Here is a 21,366-nt window from a genome sequence, read left to right as displayed (position 1 = left end):
ATTTTATAGCCATTCATTGCGCTTTACCTTCATCTGATTGTAATCATTTGATGGTGATTTATGCATACCATTTTTAAATTTAAGAATCTTATTGAAATGAAAAATATATTAAAATACAATTTTGCTTTTGTGGCGCTCGCCCTTTTTTTAACATCATGCAACAGCGATGATGCCGTGATTACAAACGTTTCCGGAACAGGAAACCTGGTATTGGAATTTGACCAATCTTACGGCGATAATGATTTGATTTTAAGTCAGGCCAATGCCACTTCGCAGGGTGAAACCTTAAAAATCAGCACCATCAAATACATCGTCAGCAATATCGTCCTGACCAAAGCCGACGGTACTATTTTTACGTATCCCAAAAACCAGAGTTACTTTATAGTCGATGAATCGAAACCCAGCAGTCATGTGATTGATCTTACAGATATACCTTCCGGGGATTATGTGAAAGTAAAATTTGGCATCGGCGTAGACCAGCAACAATTCAATTTAGGTGCCGACGGACAGGGGAATTTTCTTGCCGAAGCGCAAGCTGCAGATTTGCTCTGGAGCTGGTCGGCCGGATATAAATTCCTTGCTTTTGAAGGCACATTCACTTCTCCAATAGTAACTTCTGACACTTCATTTATGGTGCATACGGGACAAACCGGCACCGATTACAACTATACAGAAGTCACACTTGATTTGCCAACAAAAGCATTGGTACGCCCAACGATCACTCCTGATGTTCATTTAATTGCAGATGTTTCAAAAATCATCGACGGCACCAATAAAATTAAACTGACCGATTACAACGGCATGGGAATGGGCGCAATGATCATGAGCGGTGCGGCGCTTCCATTGGTGACTGCAAACCTGAACGGGATGTTTCATGTAGACCACGTGCACAACGACTAAACAATCCGGGGGAGCTGTTTTGTCAATTCAAAACAGCTTCTTTTTAAAACAACAACCATGAAAATAAGAATTTTTCTTTGGGTTTTGATTGTGATGGCGTTCGGATGTTCGGGTGATGAAACTGCTGGAGAAGATGCAGCTTACATCAATATTCCGCTTCCCGTGGAAAGACCGTCGAATTTCCCCGAAATGGCTTACGACCTTTCTTCAAACCCGCCGACTGAAAAAGGTTTTGAGCTTGGAAAAAAGCTGTTTTATGACGGAAGGCTTTCTTCAGACGGATTGATTTCCTGCGGTTTTTGCCACCTTCAGGAATATGCGTTCACCCATCACGGCCATACGGTCAGCCACGGTGTCAATGACCAATCGGGAACGAGAAATGCACAACCCATCCAGAATTTGGCCTATCAAACTATATTTATGTGGGACGGCGCAGCAAATCATTTAGACTTACAGCCGGTGATTCCGCTGACAAGCGCGATTGAAATGAACGGAAATCTTACGTCAATTATCGAAATGATGAAAGGCGATGCGGTTTATACGAAACTCTACAAGCAGGCTTTCGCAGATGGAACTGTAAATACGGAAAATATGCTGAAAGCGTTGTCGCAATTTATGGTGATGATGGTTTCATCCAATTCAAAATTCGATAAATTCAGGCGCAATGAAACCGGTGGAGCCTTTACATTGGATGAAACGGCCGGATATGCGCTGTTCAATTCCAAATGTTCAACTTGCCATGCGACCGATCTGATGACAGATAATTCCTTCCGAAATAATGGGCTTGCGATCAATCCTTTGGTCAATGATGTGGGAAGATTTCGCGTTACCGAATTGGCTTCAGATCATTACAAATTCAAAGTGCCAAGTTTAAGAAATGTAGAAAAGACAGCGCCATACATGCATGACGGACGTTTTGGAACATTGGAAGCTGTGCTGAATCATTATAGTTCCGGAGTCGTAAATACTGCAACGCTTGATCCCATTTTAAATCAAAACGGCAGGCTCGGAATTCTGCTGACAGATACCGAAAAAACACAAATCATCGCCTTTCTCAAAACGCTGACCGACAACCAATATTTAACCGACAAACGATTCTCTGAATTTTAACAATGAAAAATAAATCCTCCATTTTACTCTTGTTGCTTTTTGTATGCCAACTTGCATCGGCAACAGAAAAAGATACGATCACACGTTTTACATACCAAAAAATGCACCTTAAAAGTTTGTCGCTTGAAGACGACTGTGATGCCTGCGGCTGTTCTGCAAGCGGCGGAAGCATGGGTTTTAGCTCCATGCTGAACAGTAATTTTGTTGGCATTAGGTATTTTTACCAAAGTTATACCAGCCGCGACGGCATATTTGCCAATTCGCCTTGGGTTGATGAAAATTTCAATACGGCGCAGGTTTGGGCGAGGATTCCGGTTGCCAATAAAATACAGATCTCTGCTTTGGTGCCATATCATTTTCACAACCGAATGTTGTCGACAGGTGAAGAAAACATAGACGGATTGGGCGACATCACTGTTTTAGCTATGTACACCGCAATTCAAACGATGAAAGACAGCGCGGTATATTCGCATAAACTGCAATTGGGCGGCGGCGTAAAAGCACCAACCGGAAAATACAAAAGTTCAAACAATCTTGGAACGGTCAATCCGGGTTTTCAGCTCGGGACTGGCAGTTGGGATTATCTTCTCGCGGCAGAATATGTAGTTCAGCGAAAAAAACTGGGTTTGAATACGATGGCCAATTACACTTTTAAAACCGAAAATAAAAAGCTGTACCAGTTTGGAAACCAGTTCAATTATGGAAGTACGCTTTTTTATTTATTTGATGTAGATCAGATCAAACTCGTTCCGCAAGTTGGTTTTGCAGGTGAAGTTTACGAAACAAACCGGCAATACAAGCAAGACGTTCCCGATACTTCTGGGGATATTTTGTTTGGGAAATTTGGGGTTGAGGCCGGAATCAATAAATTTTCCGTTGGTGTGAATGCAATGGCTCCGATCAATCAAAATCTAACCGGCGGCAAAGTGGAAGCTAATTACAGGTGGAGCGTGAATCTCAATTATTCGCTTTAAAATGAAGCGTTGTCTTAAAATTTTGTGATAAGGTTTTGCCACGAATTACACAAATTAACAAGACGTAATTTGTGTAATTTGTGGCTAATATTAACCTTTATTATTCGATCGTTTGAAATTTAAAATTATATCTTCTAAACAATATTAAAGCCTGCAAAAAAAATGCAGCCATTTTATACAAACTTTCAAATTGACTCTAAAGCCCTTTCGAGTGCCATGCCACGCGAACCTTTGATTAAGATTATTTTGTTCCTGAAACCCTGCCTCTTTAATTCGGATGCGAGTTCGTCAAACGTTTTATAAAAAGTAAAATTGTCCTTTTCAATTTTATTGGCATAAAAATCTTTTCCGATAAAATAACAGCTGACGTCATCTGTTTGTCTCACGCTGTCGACAATGTTGTGATGCTCCTGAAGGCTCTCATTTCCAAGTTCAAACATGTCGCCTAAGATCATTACTTTTTCCGGTTTGTCAAGTTGAAGGAAATTTTCGATTGCAACTGCCATACTACTCGGATTGGCATTGTAAGCATCGAGAATGATTTCATTTCCGTTTTTAACCATCAGCTGTGAGCGGTTGTTTGCCGGAATGTAGCTTTCAAGCGCCTGTTTGATTGATTCATCGACCACTTCAAAGTATTTCCCAATGGCGATCGCAGCATTGATGTTATTGGCATTGTAAAGCCCGATAAGCTGCGACTGAATTGAAACATCCTCAAAGGATACCGATACAAATGGATTGGCTGTAACTGAAGTAATATTCAAATTGGCATCCGATCGGTTTAAGCCGAAAGTAAATGATTTTAACTGCTTTGATTTTTCTGCCTGGATTGGATCTTCAAAATTTACAAAAGCCATTTTATCATTTGCAGCCAGATATTGGTACATTTCGCTTTTGCCTTTGATCACACCTTCTACACCGCCAAAACCTTCGAGATGCGCTTTTCCGAAATTGGTAATGTAACCAAAATCAGGTTGTGCCAATTCGCATAAAAATTCAATTTCTTTCTGGTGGTTCGCGCCCATTTCAACAATCCCGATCTCAGTTTCCGGATTGAATGACAATAAAGTCAGCGGAACGCCAATATGATTGTTTAAATTTCCAACCGTTGCTTTGGTATTGTATTTTTGCGAAAGCACGGCATTGATGAGTTCTTTCGTAGTTGTTTTTCCGTTGCTTCCAGTTAAGGCGACAATGGGAACTTTCAGGTATTGTCGGTGAAATTTAGCGAGTTCCTGCAATGCGGAAAGGCTTTCATCCACCAGAATGGTCCTGCTGTCAATGAAATAATCGGAATTATCGATCATGACATACGAAGCTCCTTTTTCCAAAGCTTCTTTAGCAAAAGTATTGGCGTCAAAATTCTCGCCTTTGATGGCAACGAAAAAGGATTTGGGTTCAATCTTGCGCGTGTCGATCGAAACCGAAGGGCAGGCTAAAAACAAACGATGAATGTTTTGAATATCCATTTGAAATTGGTTTAAAAACAAAAAGCCCTAATGAAAGGGCTTTTGTAAAATATATTTCGAAAATTAATTCGTTCTTCTTTTCTTTTTGTCGGCTTTAGGACCCACTCTTGACATCGCACATCTAAATCCGATGTAATCTGTTGCCATATCCTGTGGGAAGTATCTTCTTTGTGCAGGATCCAACCAATATGCCCTGTCTCTCCAAGAACCACCTTTGTAAACCCTGACATTGTCATTGATCAAAGTTGTTCTTTTGTTAGACTTGTCATATTTTCTAACCATGTTACCCAAACTATCTGTGGTAACATTGTGCTCCGGAGAATCGTACATTCTGTGTTTCTCTTTTGTAGCAGCATCTTCTTCTGTTTCGGCAGTTCCAAAGTCAAAATACCTTGTCGACTGTTTGTCACCATCTCTGTAGTTCCTGTTGTCGCTCTTATCGAAGTTGGTTCTCAAATAAGTTTCTTTTTCGTCAACCGGAACCTGGGCAATTTCGCCAGGATAGTTTCTTGCTACGATTTTACCGTTAGATAAAGTATCGAAAACCTGAGTTTCTCCAGTTACGATTTCTGCTTTTCCATCTTCACCAATTTTGTTTTTGGTATAGACGTTACCTCTATAGTAGTTGAAATCACTTGCTTCATCATCAACAATTGGTCTGTAAACATCGGCAACCCATTCTGCAACGTTTCCTGCCATATCATACAATCCGAAGTCATTTGGCGGGTACGATTTTACAACATTTGTAATATCGGCACCATCATCAGACCATCCTGCAATTCCGCCGTAATCTCCTTTACCTTGTTTAAAGTTGGCCAACTGGTCGCCTTTTACTTGTCTTTTTCCAGAACGCGTGTAGCTTCCAGACCAAGGGTATTTCTTTTGTCCTTTATAGATGTTGTATTCTCTCTGGCCTACATCTGCAGCAGCAGCATATTCCCATTCTGCTTCAGTCGGAAGTCTGTATTCAGGTAAAATCAAACCTGAAGATCTTTGTGCGTAGACATTTTTAGCTTCTTTAACGTTTCCGTCTTTATCTGCTTTTCCTGGTTTTGCTTTTGAATTTCTTCTTCCTTTCAAAACGATTTCTTCATCACCACCCAAAGTTTTGGTTGGCGAGTTCAAATAGGTTTCAGTACTGAACGTTTTTTCTGCACTTACGGCAGTCACTTTTGAATCTTTTTTAAGGAAACCTTCTTTTTCAAGGGTATTTTCGTTTACACGGTCGGTTCTCCATTTAGAGAATTCCACAGCCTGGATCCAGTTTACACCAACTACAGGATAGTTTGCATATGCAGGGTGTCTCAGGTAGTTGTTGGTCATTGTTTCGTTATAACCCAATCGGTTTCTCCATACCAAAGTATCAGGAGAAGCACCTTCGTAAATGTTTTTGTAATTTTCCTGTTCTGGCGGAAATACTCTTTTCAACCAGTCAAGATACTCCATGTACATCAGGTTTGTCACCTCAGTCTCATCCATATAGAATGATTGTACGTGTTGTTGGTTTGGCGAGTTGTTCCAATCATGCATGACATCATCCTGAACTTTACCCATTGTAAAAGTTCCGCCTTCTACCATTACCAATCCTGGGCCGGTAGCTTGCTTTTTGAAGTTGGAAGCATATTGAAAGCCTCCTTTTTTGTCGTTGATCTTCCACCCCGTCGCAGTTGACGAGTTCTTGGAGCTGGAGCTTTTACTACAACTAGTAGTTAAACCAAACATTATTACAAGGGACAGTAATAATCTAACAGCCATAAATTTGTTTACTTTCATACGTTAGTAGGTGATAATTTCGAGGCGCAATATAATAATTAACATTTACATTGCAACATCTTTTTTTAAATAATATAAACCCGTTTATTTTCGAATCCCGGCATTTTCATTTCAGAACGCAAAATTAAAATAAATATTATAACCAATTGCACGAAATAAATTATTTTTACCGGCCGTAATAATTGCCCGCAAACCGCGTTACTTATTCTAATGAAAAAAACATTATCCCTATTCTTATTGCTGTTTTCCTATGTCGCTTTCAGCCAGCAAAGCGGAAATATCAGCATCAACTGGACTCCGGCCCATGTTTATTCTTTTGGGGATTACAATGTCAACATCCCACAGTTTGACAGTCCTAATTTTTATTTTGACAGTTATCGCAAAGAGGTTTTGTTCCGATTTTCATCAGACCAGCCGACAGACATCAACGAAAAATCGTTACAGATTACCAACATTACTTACGAAGCCATTAGTGCTGCCGAATTGGGCGAATTGTCTATCAAAGCCATTCCGGAAAAAATCAACGCTACCTTAAAAAGCATTCATTCAAGGGATGAATTTGCCGCAAACATCATACTCTCTCCTATTATAAAAGACGCCTCGGGATTTAAAAAAGTCAAGTCTTTTTCTTATTCCTTCTCCGCAGGAAGCAGCTCCAAATTGCTTGCTCCGGGTGACGAGTTTGGTTCCAGGCGCAATTCTGTGCTTACTGCAGGAGACTGGTATCGGTTTTATGTTACCAAATCGGGCGCTTACAGAATAGACAAGGCTTTTTTAAAAGCAATAGGCGTGAATGTTGACGGCCTCGATCCGAGAAAAATTAAAATATACGGCAATGGCGGACGAATGATTCCGCTAAAAAACAGCGATTACTATCCGGCCGACCTCACAGAAAATGCGATTATTGTTGCAGGTGAAAACGACGGCGTCTTTAACGATACTGATTTTGCCGTTTTTTACGCAGAAGGCATCGATGTTTTTAATGCCGACAGCGACACCAACAACAACCTGTATGCTGACAAGTCCTATTATTATGTAAATGTTCAGGGTGCCGACGGCAAACGGATCGCAGCCATGACACAACCCTCATTCCCTGCTACGGTAAACATCACAGCATTCGACAATTACCAGTACCATGAAATAGATGCCGTTAATGTGGTGCGTCTTGGGCGAAGATGGTTTGGGGAAGTTTTTGACATTGATGCCGAACAGGAATTTACTTTCAATATTCCCAATATTGTTACGACCGAACCTGTAAAAATCACCGCTTATGCCGGAGCTTCTGCATTGGTTCCAACGAGTTTCAAGTTTAACGTTAACGGACAGGATCTTGGTACAATCAACCTTTCGATAACAGACGACCACACGCTTTTACGTGCCGGATCTGTACAAATGTCTGCTCCCGCATCAGAAAACATGACCGTTAAAGTCAGCTACCTTAATAATAATGTGCCGGGATCAAAAGGATATCTGGATTACATTCGGGTAAAATCAAAAAGAAGCCTGCGCGGCACCGGTCAGCAATTTCCTTTTCAGTACGATGCTGCTGCGTCAACCTCGGGTTTTGGCGAATACCAATTTTCAAATGCAGGCGGAATCAACCAAATCTGGGATGTCACCGATATTTTCAACGTCAGCAACATCGAAAATAATGGGCAAAATGCTTTTTCGTTTAAAGCTTCTCTTGGGGAAGTCCGAAAATACGTAGCCGTAGATTTTAATAATTTATATTCTCCCGACAGGGATTCCAACACAAGGGTAAGCAACCAGAACCTGAAGGGAAACATCTTTAACAATTCCCAGGGCCAACCGGGAGATATTGATTACATTATTGTAGCGCCGCCTCAATTTATGGCTCAGGCCGAGCGACTTGCTAATTTTCACCGCAATTATTCGCTACTTACGGTTAAGGTCATTTCGCTTGACGATATATATCAGGAATTTTCTTCAGGAAAGCAGGATATCGGAGCCATCCGTAATTTTATGAAGTATGTCTATAAAAATCCTTTAGACCCTAACAGAAAAGTCAAATACCTGAATCTTTTTGGCGATGCTTCTTTTGACTTTAAAAACCGCGTTTCCGCATTTTCAAACTTCGTTCCTATCTATCATGCGCTTGACGGATTCAGCGATGGGGAAGATTCGTTTTGTTCTGATGATTTTTTCGGGCTTTATGATGACAATGAAGGAAACATCACCCCAACCACTTCATCAGGCCTTGATATTGCCGTGGGACGAATGATTGCCGGGTCTGCAAGCCAGGGCGATGCGCTTGTTGATAAGGTAATCGACTATCATGATATTAAATCTTACGGCAATTGGCGTAACAATTTCGTTGCCGTAGCCGATGATGCCGACAAGGATGGCGATGCTTCACTGCAAAGCAACATGAACAATCTTGCAGACAAAATCGTATTGGAAAAACCGTTCATCAATGCCACAAAAATCCTGATGGATGCTTACGTACAGGAAAGTTCCTCAGGTGGCGGGCGTTATCCAAAAGCAAAGGCCGATTTGTTTAATGCATTTGAAAAAGGCGCATTGGTTTTTGATTATCTCGGACACGGTGGCGAAGACGGATTGTCACAGGAACGGATTTTCCAGACTGCCGACGGCCAAAATCTTAACAACAAATACAAATACCCTTTATTCATCACGATTACCTGCGAATTTACCCGGTTTGACAATCCTTTCAGGCCAACCGCAGGTGAATATACCTACTGGAATTCACATGGAGGCGCCATTTCATTAATCACAACCGTGCGCTCAATTGGCCAGTCGACGGGTGAATCCTTTAATATTCTTTTGTCAAAATACCTGTTTTCATACGGTTCGAATGAATATGTATCGATTGCCGAAGCCTTGCGTCGGGCAAAAAGAGATCCGGGCGCACCAACCGTAAATGTGGTATTTTATATCGGAGATCCAGCGCTGATGCTGGCCATCCCAAAACCAAACATCAGGCTCACCAAAATCAATGATATTCCAATTGCTGACGTAACCGAGCCTCTAAAAGCATTGGCATACGCAAAACTCACAGGCGAAGTTGTCGATGAAAATAACAACCCGCTCCCATCTTACAACGGCGATCTTGCGATACAAATCTTCGACAAGATGCTCACCAAGCAAACCCGCAACAACGACGGCCAAAGTCCGCCCATCAATTTCACAACATTAGGGGAAACGATTTTCAGGGGAAATGCAAGTGTAGCCAATGGGAAATTTGAATTTGGCTTTGTCGTCCCAAGAGATATTGCGATCGGTGTGGGCGACGGACGCGCCAGTTTTTATGCTAAAAGAGGGCAAATCCTTTTAGACAAATCGGGTTATAATAATTCCGTGAAAATTGGCGGCATCAACGAAAGCGCAGAATTGGACACTACCGGCCCAACGGTAAAATTATACATGAACGACCAGACATTTGTTTCTGGCGGAATCACCAATGAATCCCCGATATTCCTCGCTTTTCTGGAAGATGAACACGGAATTAACACCGCCAGCGGAATCGGGCACGACATTGTTGCGATACTTGACGGAGATGAAAACAATCCGTACAAACTCAACGATTATTACGAAACCGAACTAGACGATTACAAAAAAGGAAAGTTAAAATTTCCATTTAGAGACCTTGCTGTCGGTTTGCATACAATCACTTTTAAGGCTTTTGACGTATATAACAATCTGGTGACTGCCGAGATTCAGTTTTTGGTGGTAAATGACGATTCGGTAACGATTACAAATGTGCTCAATTACCCGAATCCATTTGTGAACTACACCCAGTTTTGGTTTACGCACAACAAGCCTTTCGAGCCTTTAGAAGTTCAGGTCCAGGTGCTCACGATCACGGGAAAAGTCGTTTGGACGAAAAACCAGACGATCACCACCGACGGTTTTTTATCACGCGAAATTACCTGGGATGGCAAGGATGATTTTGGGGATAAGATTGGAAAAGGCGTTTACGTGTACAAGCTCACAGTGAAATCATTGCTCACAAATACCAAAACGCATAAGTACGAAAAACTTGTAATACTTTAATAAAATAGTATATTTGTTCAATTATATAAAAATTCAGAATGAGAAAAATTGCAGTAATATTAATTTGTTTGATATCGATACAATTCGCAAAAGCACAAGACAGGGTTATCACTACCGGAGTTCCTTTTTTACTGATTGCAGCCGATGCACGCTCAGCGGGTATGGCAGATCAGGGTGTTGCCACATCACCTGACGCTTTTTCACAACAATACAATCCCGCCAAATATGCATTCGCTACAGACAAAATTGGCGCTTCGGCAAGTTACACGCCTTACCTGACCGATTTGGTGAACGACATTTCACTCGGACAAATCACTTTCTACAATCGTTTTAACGACAGGATGGCATTTGCTGCCAGCTTGAGGTATTTCGGTTTGGGGGAAATTGAACTGAGGGAAAGGGCTGAAGACGAACCAAGAATTGTAAAACCTAATGAATTGGCTTTCGACGCATCTTACTCTTTACACCTGAGCGACCAGTTTGCCATGGCCGTTGCCGGACGTTACATCAGGTCGAACCTGAGAATTGCCGATGCCAATACCGATGCTTCGGCCGCAAGTTCGTTTGCTGTTGATATTGCGGGTTATTTCCAATCTGAAGAAATTGCATTCAGTGACTTCAATGGAAGATACCGTTTGGGTTTCAACTTCCAGAATCTTGGGCCAAAAATCAGCTACGATAAAGACCAGAACGATTTAAATTCAAACTTCCTACCGGCAAACATGAAACTGGGCGGTGGATTTGATTTTATCCTTGACGAATACAATAAAGTAGGTGTAAGTGCCGAATTCAACAAATTATTGGTTCCAACCCCACAGGAAGTTACCGATAAAAACGGCGATGGTGTTGTTGATGCTGCCGACCGTGTGATTGTAAACGACGAATACAGCGGCATTGGCTGGACATCCGGAATCTTCAAATCTTTCGGCGATGCGCCTGACGGATTCAGCGAAGAACTCAAAGAATTCACTTATTCTGTCGCAGCTGAATATTCTTACCAGGAATCCTTCGCGTTCCGATTGGGTTACTTCAATGAAAGCGTGGAAAAAGGAGCCAGAAAATTCCTGTCGCTCGGAGCCGGATTCAAATACAACGTAGTCAAAATCGACGTGTCTTACCTGTTCTCTGCATCTAAAGTGAAAAACCCGCTTGAAAATACGCTTCGCTTCTCTTTAAGCTTTGCATTCGGAGACAAATATGACGAATATTAGTATATTTAACCAATAAATTAAAAAATCCAAATTTCAACTTCCTGAAATTTGGATTTTTTTTCCCCTGTAAAGAATGAAAGACATTACTATTACAACCAAATTCTTGTCGTTTGACGACGTAACAGAATTACCTTCAGATGTTCAGGATTTAATGGCAAAAGCCGTTGCGATTAGAAAGAATGCTTATGCTCCATATTCGAATTTCCGCGTCGGCGCTGCCATTCTTTTAGACAATGAAGAAATCGTACTGGGATCGAACCAGGAAAATGCCGCGTATCCATCAGGGCTTTGCGCCGAAAGGACTGCAATCTTCTACACCGGCGCGAATTATCCCGATGCAAAAATCCTCAAAATGGCGATCAGCGCAGCTTCGGATACCAATCCGACATTAAGCCCGATTCCGCCTTGCGGCGCCTGCCGCCAATCAATCGCCGAATATGAATTCAAGCAAAACCAGCCGATCGAAATTTATTTCATGGGAGAATCAGGAGCGATTTTCAAGTCGGATTCGCTTAAAAATTTACTCCCGCTCACGTTTGATAAAAACTTCCTGTAAAATAACTAAAATTTAAGATTTTAATTTTAGTTCTAGGATGGAATGTCTTATTTTTGCGTTTCGCAAATTGTGTGAGATTTGAGATTAAGAGGAGAACAGCCGGTGGCTGTTCGGTTTAACTATACATCAGAAAACAATAATGAAAGAAGTTACAAAAGAAGTTTATTTAAAGTGGTATGAAGACATGCTGCTTTGGAGAAAGTTTGAAGACAAATTAGCTGCCCTTTACATACAACAAAAAGTACGAGGATTTCTTCACCTATACAACGGACAGGAAGCGGTTTTAGCCGGAGCCTTGCACGCAATGGATTTAGGTAAAGACAAAATGATTACTGCTTACAGAAACCACGTACAACCAATCGGAATGGGCGTTGACCCGAAAGCCGTTATGGCAGAATTGCTCGGAAAAGTAACCGGTACTTCTAAAGGTATGGGTGGCTCGATGCACATTTTCTCAAAAGAAAAAGGATTTTATGGCGGTCACGGAATCGTTGGGGCGCAAATCCCTGTTGGTGCCGGAATCGCTTTCGCAGATAAATATTTCAATACAGGTGGCGTGACTTTGACGTACTTCGGAGACGGAGCAGCAAGACAAGGTTCGCTTCATGAAGCTTTCAACATGGCGATGTTATGGAAATTACCAGTGGTTTTTATCGTTGAAAACAATGGTTATGCAATGGGAACTTCTGTAGAAAGAACAGCTAATCACACCGACATCTGGAAACTAGGTCTGGGCTATGAAATGCCTTGCGGACCAGTCGACGGAATGAATCCCGTAAAGGTAGCGGAAGCGATGGATGAAGCCATCGACCGTGCACGTCGTGGCGACGGACCAACATTCCTTGAAATGAAAACATATCGTTACAGAGGACATTCTATGTCAGATGCGCAATTGTACCGTTCGAAAGATGAAGTGGAAGAATACAAAAAAATTGATCCAATCACCCAGGTTTTGGATGTGATCAAAGACCAGAAATATGCTACCGATGCAGAAATTGAAGCAATCGACGAACGCGTAAAAGCTTTGGTTGAAGAATGTGCCAAATTTGCAGAAGATTCTCCATTCCCTGAAGTACAGCAATTGTATGACGTGGTTTACGAACAAGAAAACTATCCATTCATTCCTCACAAACTATAATCAATTATGGCAATTAAAATCACAATGCCGCGCTTGAGCGATACGATGACGGAAGGAACAGTTGCAACGTGGCTTAAAAAAGTAGGCGACAAGATCAGCGAAGGCGATATTTTAGCCGAGATTGAAACCGACAAAGCAACAATGGAATTTGAGTCATTCAATTCAGGAACTTTATTGCACATCGGAATTCAGGAAGGCGAATCGGCTCCGGTTGATTCTCTTTTAGCGATTATCGGAAACGAAGGCGAAGACATTTCCGCGCTTTTGGCTGGTGGCGATGCTCCGGCTGCAGAAGCGCCTAAAGCTGAGGCTCCAAAAACAGAAGATAAAAAAGAAGAGGCAACTCCTGCAAAGGAAGAAGCTAAATCTGAAGATAAAAAAGAAGCCGCTCCAACTGCAGCTGCAGAACTTCCAAAAGGAGTTGTAGTCGTAACAATGCCGCGTTTGAGCGATACCATGACCGACGGAACTGTGGCAACATGGTTAAAGAAAGTCGGAGATAAAGTTGCCGAAGGCGATATTCTTGCTGAAATCGAAACCGATAAAGCAACAATGGAATTCGAATCGTTCAATGCCGGTACTTTATTGTTCATCGGAATCAACGAGGGCGAAACTGCTCCGGTAGACAGCGTTCTCGCGATCATCGGACCAGATGGAACCGACATTTCAGGTATTGCTGCAAACTACAAAAAAGGCGGCGCTGCTCCTGCTCCAACATCAGATGCCAAATCCGATGCTCCAAAAGCGGAATCGAACGAAGCAAAATCTGATGAAAAGTCAGATGCTAAAGAAGAAGAAACTGTAAATGTAGTTTCTGACGGAAAAAGAATTTTCATTTCTCCATTGGCTAAAAAAATCGCCGAAGAGAAAAAAATCAATATTGCACAGGTAAAAGGTTCAGGTGAAAACGGAAGAATTGTTAAATCTGACATAGAAAACTTTAAACCGCAAGCTGCAGCTGCTCCTGCTGAACAAGCTACTGCTCCAGCGAAAACAGAACAGGCTGCGACTCCGGTAAAAGCATTTGTTCCGGCTGGCGAAGTTTCTTCAGAAGAAGTCAAAAATTCGCAAATGCGCAAAACGATTGCACGCCGTTTGGCCGAATCTAAATTCACTGCTCCACATTATTACTTAACTATTGAAGTAGCGATGGACGATGCGATGAAATCAAGAGCCGTGATCAATACGATTCCCGATACAAAAGTTTCATTTAACGATATGGTCATCAAAGCGTGTGCAATGGCGCTCAGAAAACACCCACAAGTAAATTCACAATGGAAAGACGATGTAACGGTAATCCACCACAACATCAGCATTGGCGTGGCCGTAGCTGTTGAAGACGGATTATTGGTTCCGGTATTGCCATTTACAGACCAGATGAGCCTGACACAAATCGGCACGAAAGTCAAAGACCTTGCAGGAAAAGCGAGAACCAAAAAATTACAACCGGCAGAAATGGACGGAAGTACGTTTACGGTTTCAAACCTTGGAATGTTCGGGATTACCGAATTTACTTCGATCATTAACCAACCGAATTCAGCGATTTTATCAGTTGGAGCGATTGTTGAAAAACCGGTTGTTAGAAACGGACAAATTGTTGTTGGCAACACCATGAAAGTAACATTGGCATGCGACCACAGAACCGTTGACGGCGCTACAGGAGCTCAATTCCTGCAAACACTCAGAACGTATCTGGAAAATCCGGTAACGATGCTGGCATAAGCCAATTGAAATAAATACGATTTCAAATGTGTGATTTACGTGATCCATCCAACGTATCTCTTGAAATTCTGATCATCATTAAATAGCTAAAGATCCCGCATTGAAATTCAGTGCGGGATTTTTGTTTTTTAGCTGATTTTCATAACTTTAAGTAATCGTAAACTTTATTAGATATAGAAAATTTTACCATTAAGAAATGAAGTTCCATTAAGATGATACCTTTATAAGTCTTAAGTCGTTAATGGTTATTTTTTTTGTCCGTTCTGAAATCTTAAAATAAAGACAGCATTTATTATGGCAACTAAAATTTTAACTACTATACTTTTAGAAGAATTGCAAATGGAAACTGCTTCGACCCGCAAATGCCTTGAGAGAATTGCCCTTCCGGAATTGTTCACGTTCAAAGCGCACTAAACCTCGATGGAAATGCGCTATCTGACTTTGCTTGTTGCAGAAATCCCGATGTGGATCGCAACAATGGTTACTGATTCAGAAATTGACATGGGCACTTATCCACATCAAAAAATTGAAACTTCGGAACAACTGATGAAAAGAAGCGAGCATCAAAAAAGCGGAAGAAGCGCTTCAAAATTCCGGCGACGGCATGCTCGAAGAAAACTTTAGTCTCAAGGCAAATAGCAAAATTATGTATCCATCGCCAAAGAAAACCGACATTCGGACGACTTTAAATCATTGGGTACACCATCGTGGGAAACTGACTGTCTATATGTGAATGGACGGCATCAAAATTCCTTCGATTTATGGTCCGTCGGCAGATGATAAAAGTTTTTAGCATTCGTTAAAAAGCAGTACTTTTCGGAAAATTATATTCCGATGAAAAAAACCCTGCTTTGCGTCATTCTAATCGTTGCTTTTGCGTGTAACAAACAAAAAAATACCGAAGGCGTAATCGACCTGATCAATGACGAACATTCGTTTTCGGTTGCTGAAAAAGCCGTCGTCAAACATTTGGATCTTGACATTAAAGTCGATTTTGAAACCCAGACCATTTCTGGAAAAGCGTCATGGAAAATCGACAATGTTTCGAAAGGAAAAGAAATCATTTTTGATGAAAATACGCTCGAAATTGAAAAAGTGACTTTGGATGATGATGAAAAACCGGCAAAATTCAAACTCGGCACCGAAGTCGAATTCCACGGAAAACCTTTGATTGTAACCATTGAACCCACCACAACGAAAGTTAACATTTACTATAAAACTACCAAAGACGCAGTGGCGCTACAATGGCTGACACCGCTGCAAACCGCAGATAAAACCAAACCTTTTTTATTTTCACAAGGTGAAAGCATTTGGACAAGAACCTGGATTCCATGCCAGGATTCGCCGTCAATACGCTTCACATACAATGCAAAAGTGACCGTTCCGAAAGACCTGATCGCCTTAATGAGTGCGGTCAATCCACAAAAGAAAAATACCACTGGCATTTATACATTCGTCCAAAATAAAAAAATACCCTCCTATTTAATGGCTATTGCCGTGGGCGACCTTGCGTTTAAATCAATCGACAACAGAACAGGTGTGTATGCCGAGCCTTCTGTCTTAGACAAAGCAGCCTGGGAATTTGCCGAACTTGGAAAAATGGTTTATGCTGCCGAAAAATTATACGGGCCATACCGCTGGGGCAGATACGACGTTTTGGTGTTGCCACCGAGTTTTCCTTATGGCGGAATGGAAAATCCAAACCTAACATTCCTGACTCCAGGCGTCATCGCAGGCGACAGGTCATTAACGAGTTTATTGGCGCATGAACTGGGCCACAGCTGGAGCGGAAATCTAGTAACAAATGCAACCTGGGACGATGTTTGGCTTAACGAAGGTTTTACGACTTATGTGGAACACCGCATTGGTGAGGAAATCTTCGGGAAAGACGAAGCGAAGATGCAGGATGTTCTAAGCCGAAAAGGATTGCAGGACAATATTGCAGAAATGGGTGCTAAAAATCCGGACACACGCTTAAAAGTGGATACTCAGGGCAGAAATCCGGACGAATCACTGAGCGACATTCCGTACGAAAAAGGTTATGCTTTTTTACAGACTATTGAAGATGCGGTTGGCAGGCAAAAATTTGATGCATTCATCAAAGCCTATTTCAACGCACATGCTTTCCAGTCGATCACGACCGAAGATTTTGTAGCTTACATCAACAAAAACCTTATTAAAGGTAATGCCGACCTCGAGGAAAAAATCAAGCTTGACGAGTGGATATACAATCCTGGAATTCCGTCAAATATTATTGTGCCAGTTTCGGAAGATTTTATCAAGATTGACAGCATTCAGTCAAATTGGAGAAAGACCGGTGTTAAAGGATTGGCCCAGCAAATCAAATCCACTACTGAAAAACAGCATTTTATAGATTACCTTCCTGAAGATTTAACCGAAAAAGAAATGGCGGCAATCGACGCAGAATTTCATTTTACAGACAAAGGAAATTTTGTCATCAAACGTCAATGGTTTGTACAGGCGATAAAGCACAGTTACAAACCGGCGCGAAATGCCATCGAAAATTTTATAATCGCTACAAGCAGAACCGGATCTTTGGAAACTTTGTACAAAGAAATGATCAAAACGCCCGAAGGCAAAGATTGGGCAAAACAGCTATTTGAAAGAGCAAAACCCGGTTATCATTTAACGACCGTTCAGGATTTACAACGAACATTAAACTAAAAAAATCCCGTCTTAAGGCGGGATTTTTCATTAAAATATATTTATCTAAACCTTTAACGAACCCCGGAAAGCCCGCGCGGCATAATACGACTGCGCACCATTGTGGTAAATGAAAACCCTGTCATAACGGCGGTCGCCAAAAATACTTCCTCCAAGTTTTCTAACCTTTTCAGGTGTTTGCAGCCAACTCGAAGTCTTTAAATCAAATTTTCCAAGCTGCTGCAATTCTCGATATTGCTGTTCGGTCAAAATTTCGACACCCATGGTTGCTGCCATATCAATAGCATTATTTTGAGACTGGTGTTCTTTTCTTGACAGTTGGCCTTCGCGGTCGTAGCACAAACTTCTCCGGCCTTTCGGGCTTTCTTGTGAACAATCAAAGAAAATGAATTCATTTGTAGTTTTATCGCAACCAACTACATCCGGTTCGCCATCGGTTGCTTCCATTTCATGCAATATGAATAATTTTTCAGGATTGGCTTCAAGCTTTGCTTTTACTTTCGACCATTCGATATCTTTATGCCGATCGCTGTGTTTTTCAAAACGGACTTGTAAAACTTTGATCAATTCTTCGTGCTGAGCCGTTGACAACTGTTTCCTATCTTCCATTGCTATAAAGTTTGGTATATCTGAATAATTTTCAATATTAATTTATGATAATTTGTTACTGTAATAATCCATCCATGATTTCATTTTCCCGACATATATTTTAAGGTAATTTTCTGTCAGGAATATATTCGACCAGTCAAACCGCTGCGATTGTACCCCAAGATAAAAAATCCAGATTGAAGTTGCGGCATCGGGAATAAATTTTATTTCTGCATCAGATAATTTCCGGATACTTTGATAACCTTTTAAAAAACTTTGCGCTTTCAATTCGTACCTGTCCTTATCCGTTTCAATATGAAAAAGCTGTTTGCAGAAGTAAGCCACATCAAAAACCAACAATCCATTTCCACAAAAATCAAAATCGAAAATGGTGATTTCATTGGCATCGGCAACATTCATATTGTCATACCAGATATCCAAGTGAACAACGCCTTTTGCAAGATGAATTAAATCCATTTTTTTGAAATTTTCACCGATGATTTGACCCTGTTTTTGTACAAACTGCATTTCAGGAAGCGATTCAGAAAAATGAGCTTTGGCATATTCATATGGCTGCTGAAGCAACGTTTCCGGATTGTAGTGAATCCGCCCGATCGTTTTATCCTGTGTTTCTTTATGGATTTTTGCCATCAACGTGCCAATAGCAAAACACGTTTCTTCGTTCATGAACCGAATCTTTTTCCCATTGGCAAATGAAAAAAGCACGGCGTGACGCATGCCTTCCGGCGCATGAATGTTCTGAATGTATGATCCGTTCTGATCTGCAATTGGATGCGAAATGTTGATCTGCACTTGTTTTAATTCATTCAAAAGTAAAATTTCCTCCATGATCTCTGATTCAGAGCGCCAATTGTAAAAATAAATCCTCAGGACGTATCTTTCCATATCAGCCGAAATGAAATAAGTATGATTGATTCCCGTTCGAAACAATTCACAGGTGCAATCTTTAAAATTATACTTTTCTTTCAGAAATTCCCCTAATGCGTTTGCAGAAAGTGTCGATGTGGCAACCGGAAAAACGTCCATAAAATCCTTTTAAAAGTAAACGAAACTGCAATGAAAATCAGTTTTCAAAATAGGTTTCGTTCCCGCGAATATAAATATTTAGAAGAAAGCCTGCAATGGCATTCTCAATTTTCCGGATTAACATTTATCAAATTAATTTAATGATCCGAAAAAAGAGCCTCAAATTGAAGCGCTATTTAAATTACCAGGGACTTACCCCGGTTTCATCGTCAATGTCATTGCTGAAAAATTGCCCGGTCGGCGCATCGTCATCGGTCAGTGTGTGCCTGATAATAAAATTGACGGCACTATCAATCGTTCCCGGTCCGTTGTGGTGGTTGAAATCTGTTGCCGTGTAGCCTGGATCAATCGCGTTCACTTTGAACGGAAGGTCTTTGAGGTCATAAGCCAACACGATCGTATAAGCATTTAATGCGGCTTTTGAAGTACCATAGCCAACCGATTTAACATTGTAATATTTCCAATTTGGGTCGCTGTGCAATGTTAAAGATCCAAGTCCAGAGGTAATGTTGCTGATCCTTGGGCTCTGTGCTTTTTTGAGTAATTCTAGAAATGCCTGCGTCACGCTGATCACCCCAAAGAAATTTGTATCAAAAACTTCCTGGATATCGGCAATTGAAGTATGCAAAGCATTTTGCGGCATCGCTCCGCTAATTCCGGCATTGTTAATTAAAATATCAAGTTTTCCCTGTTCACTTTCAATGATCTTTTTCGCAGCCAAAATAGAATCAGGCTTCGTCACATCGATTTCAATGGCTGTGATATTTTCAAATCCTTTTTCATTTAACGCTGCAACCACCGCTTTCCCTTTTTGAAGGTTGCGGCTTCCAAGGTAAACGAATAAACCTTTATTAGAAAGCTGTTTTGCTGTTTCTAAACCAATGCTTCTATTGGCTCCTGTAATCAATACTGATTTCATTTTTTGTTCATTTAAATTAATCAAACAAAGGTGCGCCATTTGCGGATGACATCATTTGCCATTTGGCAAAAAGCGCCTTAGGAAATGTTTTTTCTGATCCTGCTCAGTGAAGATTGGGTCACGCCCAAATAAGATGCAATGTAGGAAAGCGGAATCCGGTTCACGACATTAGGATAAATTTCTAAGAACATCAAATAGCGCGTAGTCGCATCTTCTGAGACCAATGGACTTCGGCGCTCTACTTTCTGCCGCAAGGCTTTTGAAATGATCTTATGCACAATTGCATCCCAGCCGATAATGGTATGCAGAAGTTCATTCCAGTCCTTTTTGGAAAAAATGAGCAGCTTGCAATCTGTAATCGCATGCACATAGGCAGAAGATGGGATCTCATTGTCAAAGCTCTCGAGATCTACGACCAGATTGTTTTCTTCAATAAAATATTTGGTGATTTCCTCGCCTTTATTATTGTAATAACAAACACGGACGATGCCGTCTAACACAAACCCAACCTGTTGTGCAATCTTTCCAGCTTCCGAAAAATAAGCGTCCTTTTGAAGATTTACTTCAGTCGCCTTATTCGAAATCAACTCCAGTTGTTGCTGGTTCAGGTTTCCAAACTGCAATATATATGTTATAAATTCTTTCATACCGCAAGTTAGTAAAACGTTTTTTTTTGCGATTTGCCATTTGACAAAAAAATACAGGCAATAGCTTATCAATGGATATGTGAGGTTTCTACAGTCTGTTTTTCAAAACTGATCGCTTGGATTTCCAATCCGTGCGCCATCAACTGAAAAGCAAAAATATCCGTATCAAAAAGACAGGGAATATATAAAAACAAACGTTCGTTAGAACAGGGTTTTCAAAAGACCTGATGGCTTTAGCCCGAATTGAGCGAAGCTAAATGGGACGAACCGAAGGGCGAACACGTGGTTCCAATAAAAACAAAAAGCCTGTCTTTTCAGACAGGCTTCTCTAAAGAAAGGCGACGACATACTCTCCCACAAATTGCAGTACCATCTGCGCAGGCGGGCTTAACTTCTCTGTTCGGGATGGGAAGAGGTGAGCCCCGCCGCAATAACCACCTTAAGTCGTTAGTTGCTTTGGGCAACTTGTTTGCAGTTTTGCTTTTAAAAAAGCCAAATACAAACTAATATTATCAACACACTGGGATAAAGAAATTTTTTAATAAAGAAAGAAAGTTTATTCCTGCCCTTTCGGGCAGGAAAATTGTACATA

Annotated in this window: 16 protein-coding genes and 1 rRNA gene; 10 read left to right on the top strand and 7 right to left on the bottom strand. The window is 41.1% G+C overall.

Annotated elements, in window-relative coordinates:
- Nucleotides 1-96 precede the first annotated feature (96 nt).
- The 3 genes from BLS32_RS04755 to BLS32_RS04745 are packed head-to-tail and all read left to right on the top strand — an operon-like array spanning nucleotide 97 to nucleotide 2,984.
- On the top strand, nucleotides 97-900 hold the full coding sequence (locus BLS32_RS04755; RefSeq protein WP_091394575.1) for an MbnP family protein: 804 nt from the start codon (nucleotides 97-99) through the stop codon (nucleotides 898-900).
- 57 nt (nucleotides 901-957) lie between these two features.
- The gene (locus BLS32_RS04750; protein ID WP_091392487.1) at nucleotides 958-2,010 is read left to right on the top strand and encodes a cytochrome-c peroxidase; all 1,053 of its coding nucleotides are present in this window, start codon (nucleotides 958-960) and stop codon (nucleotides 2,008-2,010) included.
- A gap of 2 nt (nucleotides 2,011-2,012) precedes the next feature.
- Complete coding sequence (locus tag BLS32_RS04745; RefSeq protein WP_091392485.1) at nucleotides 2,013-2,984, top strand: transporter family protein; 972 nt, start codon at nucleotides 2,013-2,015, stop codon at nucleotides 2,982-2,984.
- Between the two features lie 185 nt (nucleotides 2,985-3,169).
- On the opposite strand, the gene BLS32_RS04740 is transcribed toward BLS32_RS04745, so the two are convergent.
- Complete coding sequence (locus BLS32_RS04740) at nucleotides 3,170-4,453, bottom strand: UDP-N-acetylmuramoyl-tripeptide--D-alanyl-D-alanine ligase (RefSeq protein WP_091392483.1); 1,284 nt, start codon at nucleotides 4,451-4,453, stop codon at nucleotides 3,170-3,172.
- Between the two features lie 63 nt (nucleotides 4,454-4,516).
- Nucleotides 4,517-6,226 carry a gliding motility lipoprotein GldJ gene (gldJ, locus tag BLS32_RS04735; RefSeq protein WP_091392481.1) on the bottom strand — a complete coding sequence of 570 codons (1,710 nt, stop codon included), beginning with the start codon at nucleotides 6,224-6,226 and terminating at the stop codon, nucleotides 4,517-4,519.
- Nucleotides 6,227-6,436: 210 nt separating this feature from the next.
- Between gldJ and porU the strand changes: the two genes are divergently transcribed.
- The 7 genes from porU (at nucleotide 6,437) to BLS32_RS04700 (ending at nucleotide 17,573) form a co-directional block, all read left to right on the top strand.
- The gene (gene porU / locus BLS32_RS04730; protein WP_091392479.1) at nucleotides 6,437-10,261 is read left to right on the top strand and encodes a type IX secretion system sortase PorU; all 3,825 of its coding nucleotides are present in this window, start codon (nucleotides 6,437-6,439) and stop codon (nucleotides 10,259-10,261) included.
- 38 nt (nucleotides 10,262-10,299) lie between these two features.
- Complete coding sequence (porV, locus tag BLS32_RS04725; protein WP_091392477.1) at nucleotides 10,300-11,472, top strand: type IX secretion system outer membrane channel protein PorV; 1,173 nt, start codon at nucleotides 10,300-10,302, stop codon at nucleotides 11,470-11,472.
- 73 nt (nucleotides 11,473-11,545) lie between these two features.
- A complete protein-coding gene (gene cdd / locus BLS32_RS04720; protein ID WP_091392475.1) occupies nucleotides 11,546-12,028 on the top strand; it encodes a cytidine deaminase in 483 nt (160 codons plus the stop codon).
- Nucleotides 12,029-12,167: 139 nt separating this feature from the next.
- On the top strand, nucleotides 12,168-13,166 hold the full coding sequence (pdhA, locus tag BLS32_RS04715; RefSeq protein WP_091392473.1) for a pyruvate dehydrogenase (acetyl-transferring) E1 component subunit alpha: 999 nt from the start codon (nucleotides 12,168-12,170) through the stop codon (nucleotides 13,164-13,166).
- Between the two features lie 6 nt (nucleotides 13,167-13,172).
- Nucleotides 13,173-14,888 carry a pyruvate dehydrogenase complex dihydrolipoamide acetyltransferase gene (locus BLS32_RS04710; protein ID WP_091392472.1) on the top strand — a complete coding sequence of 572 codons (1,716 nt, stop codon included), beginning with the start codon at nucleotides 13,173-13,175 and terminating at the stop codon, nucleotides 14,886-14,888.
- A 420-nt stretch (nucleotides 14,889-15,308) separates the two neighbouring features.
- Nucleotides 15,309-15,512 carry a hypothetical protein gene (locus BLS32_RS04705; protein ID WP_091392470.1) on the top strand — a complete coding sequence of 68 codons (204 nt, stop codon included), beginning with the start codon at nucleotides 15,309-15,311 and terminating at the stop codon, nucleotides 15,510-15,512.
- A gap of 210 nt (nucleotides 15,513-15,722) precedes the next feature.
- Nucleotides 15,723-17,573, top strand: coding sequence for a M1 family aminopeptidase/hydrolase (locus BLS32_RS04700; RefSeq protein ID WP_091392468.1), 1,851 nt, complete (start codon nucleotides 15,723-15,725; stop codon nucleotides 17,571-17,573).
- Nucleotides 17,574-17,618: 45 nt separating this feature from the next.
- On the opposite strand, the gene BLS32_RS04695 is transcribed toward BLS32_RS04700, so the two are convergent.
- From BLS32_RS04695 to rrf, 5 genes are all read right to left on the bottom strand, one after another.
- The gene (locus BLS32_RS04695) at nucleotides 17,619-18,182 is read right to left on the bottom strand and encodes a DUF4256 domain-containing protein (protein ID WP_091392466.1); all 564 of its coding nucleotides are present in this window, start codon (nucleotides 18,180-18,182) and stop codon (nucleotides 17,619-17,621) included.
- Nucleotides 18,183-18,224: 42 nt separating this feature from the next.
- Nucleotides 18,225-19,208, bottom strand: a complete 984-nt coding sequence (locus BLS32_RS04690; RefSeq protein WP_091392464.1) for a phosphotransferase — start codon at nucleotides 19,206-19,208, stop codon at nucleotides 18,225-18,227.
- Nucleotides 19,209-19,389: 181 nt separating this feature from the next.
- Nucleotides 19,390-20,127 carry an SDR family NAD(P)-dependent oxidoreductase gene (locus tag BLS32_RS04685; RefSeq protein ID WP_091394572.1) on the bottom strand — a complete coding sequence of 246 codons (738 nt, stop codon included), beginning with the start codon at nucleotides 20,125-20,127 and terminating at the stop codon, nucleotides 19,390-19,392.
- A gap of 77 nt (nucleotides 20,128-20,204) precedes the next feature.
- On the bottom strand, nucleotides 20,205-20,774 hold the full coding sequence (locus BLS32_RS04680; protein ID WP_091394570.1) for a Crp/Fnr family transcriptional regulator: 570 nt from the start codon (nucleotides 20,772-20,774) through the stop codon (nucleotides 20,205-20,207).
- 333 nt (nucleotides 20,775-21,107) lie between these two features.
- Nucleotides 21,108-21,216, bottom strand: a 5S ribosomal RNA gene (rrf, locus tag BLS32_RS04675).
- Nucleotides 21,217-21,366 lie beyond the last annotated feature (150 nt).

Source organism: Flavobacterium noncentrifugens (assembly GCF_900100375.1).
Lineage (GTDB): Bacteria > Bacteroidota > Bacteroidia > Flavobacteriales > Flavobacteriaceae > Flavobacterium > Flavobacterium noncentrifugens.
This window is presented reverse-complemented; position numbering and strand designations above follow the sequence as displayed.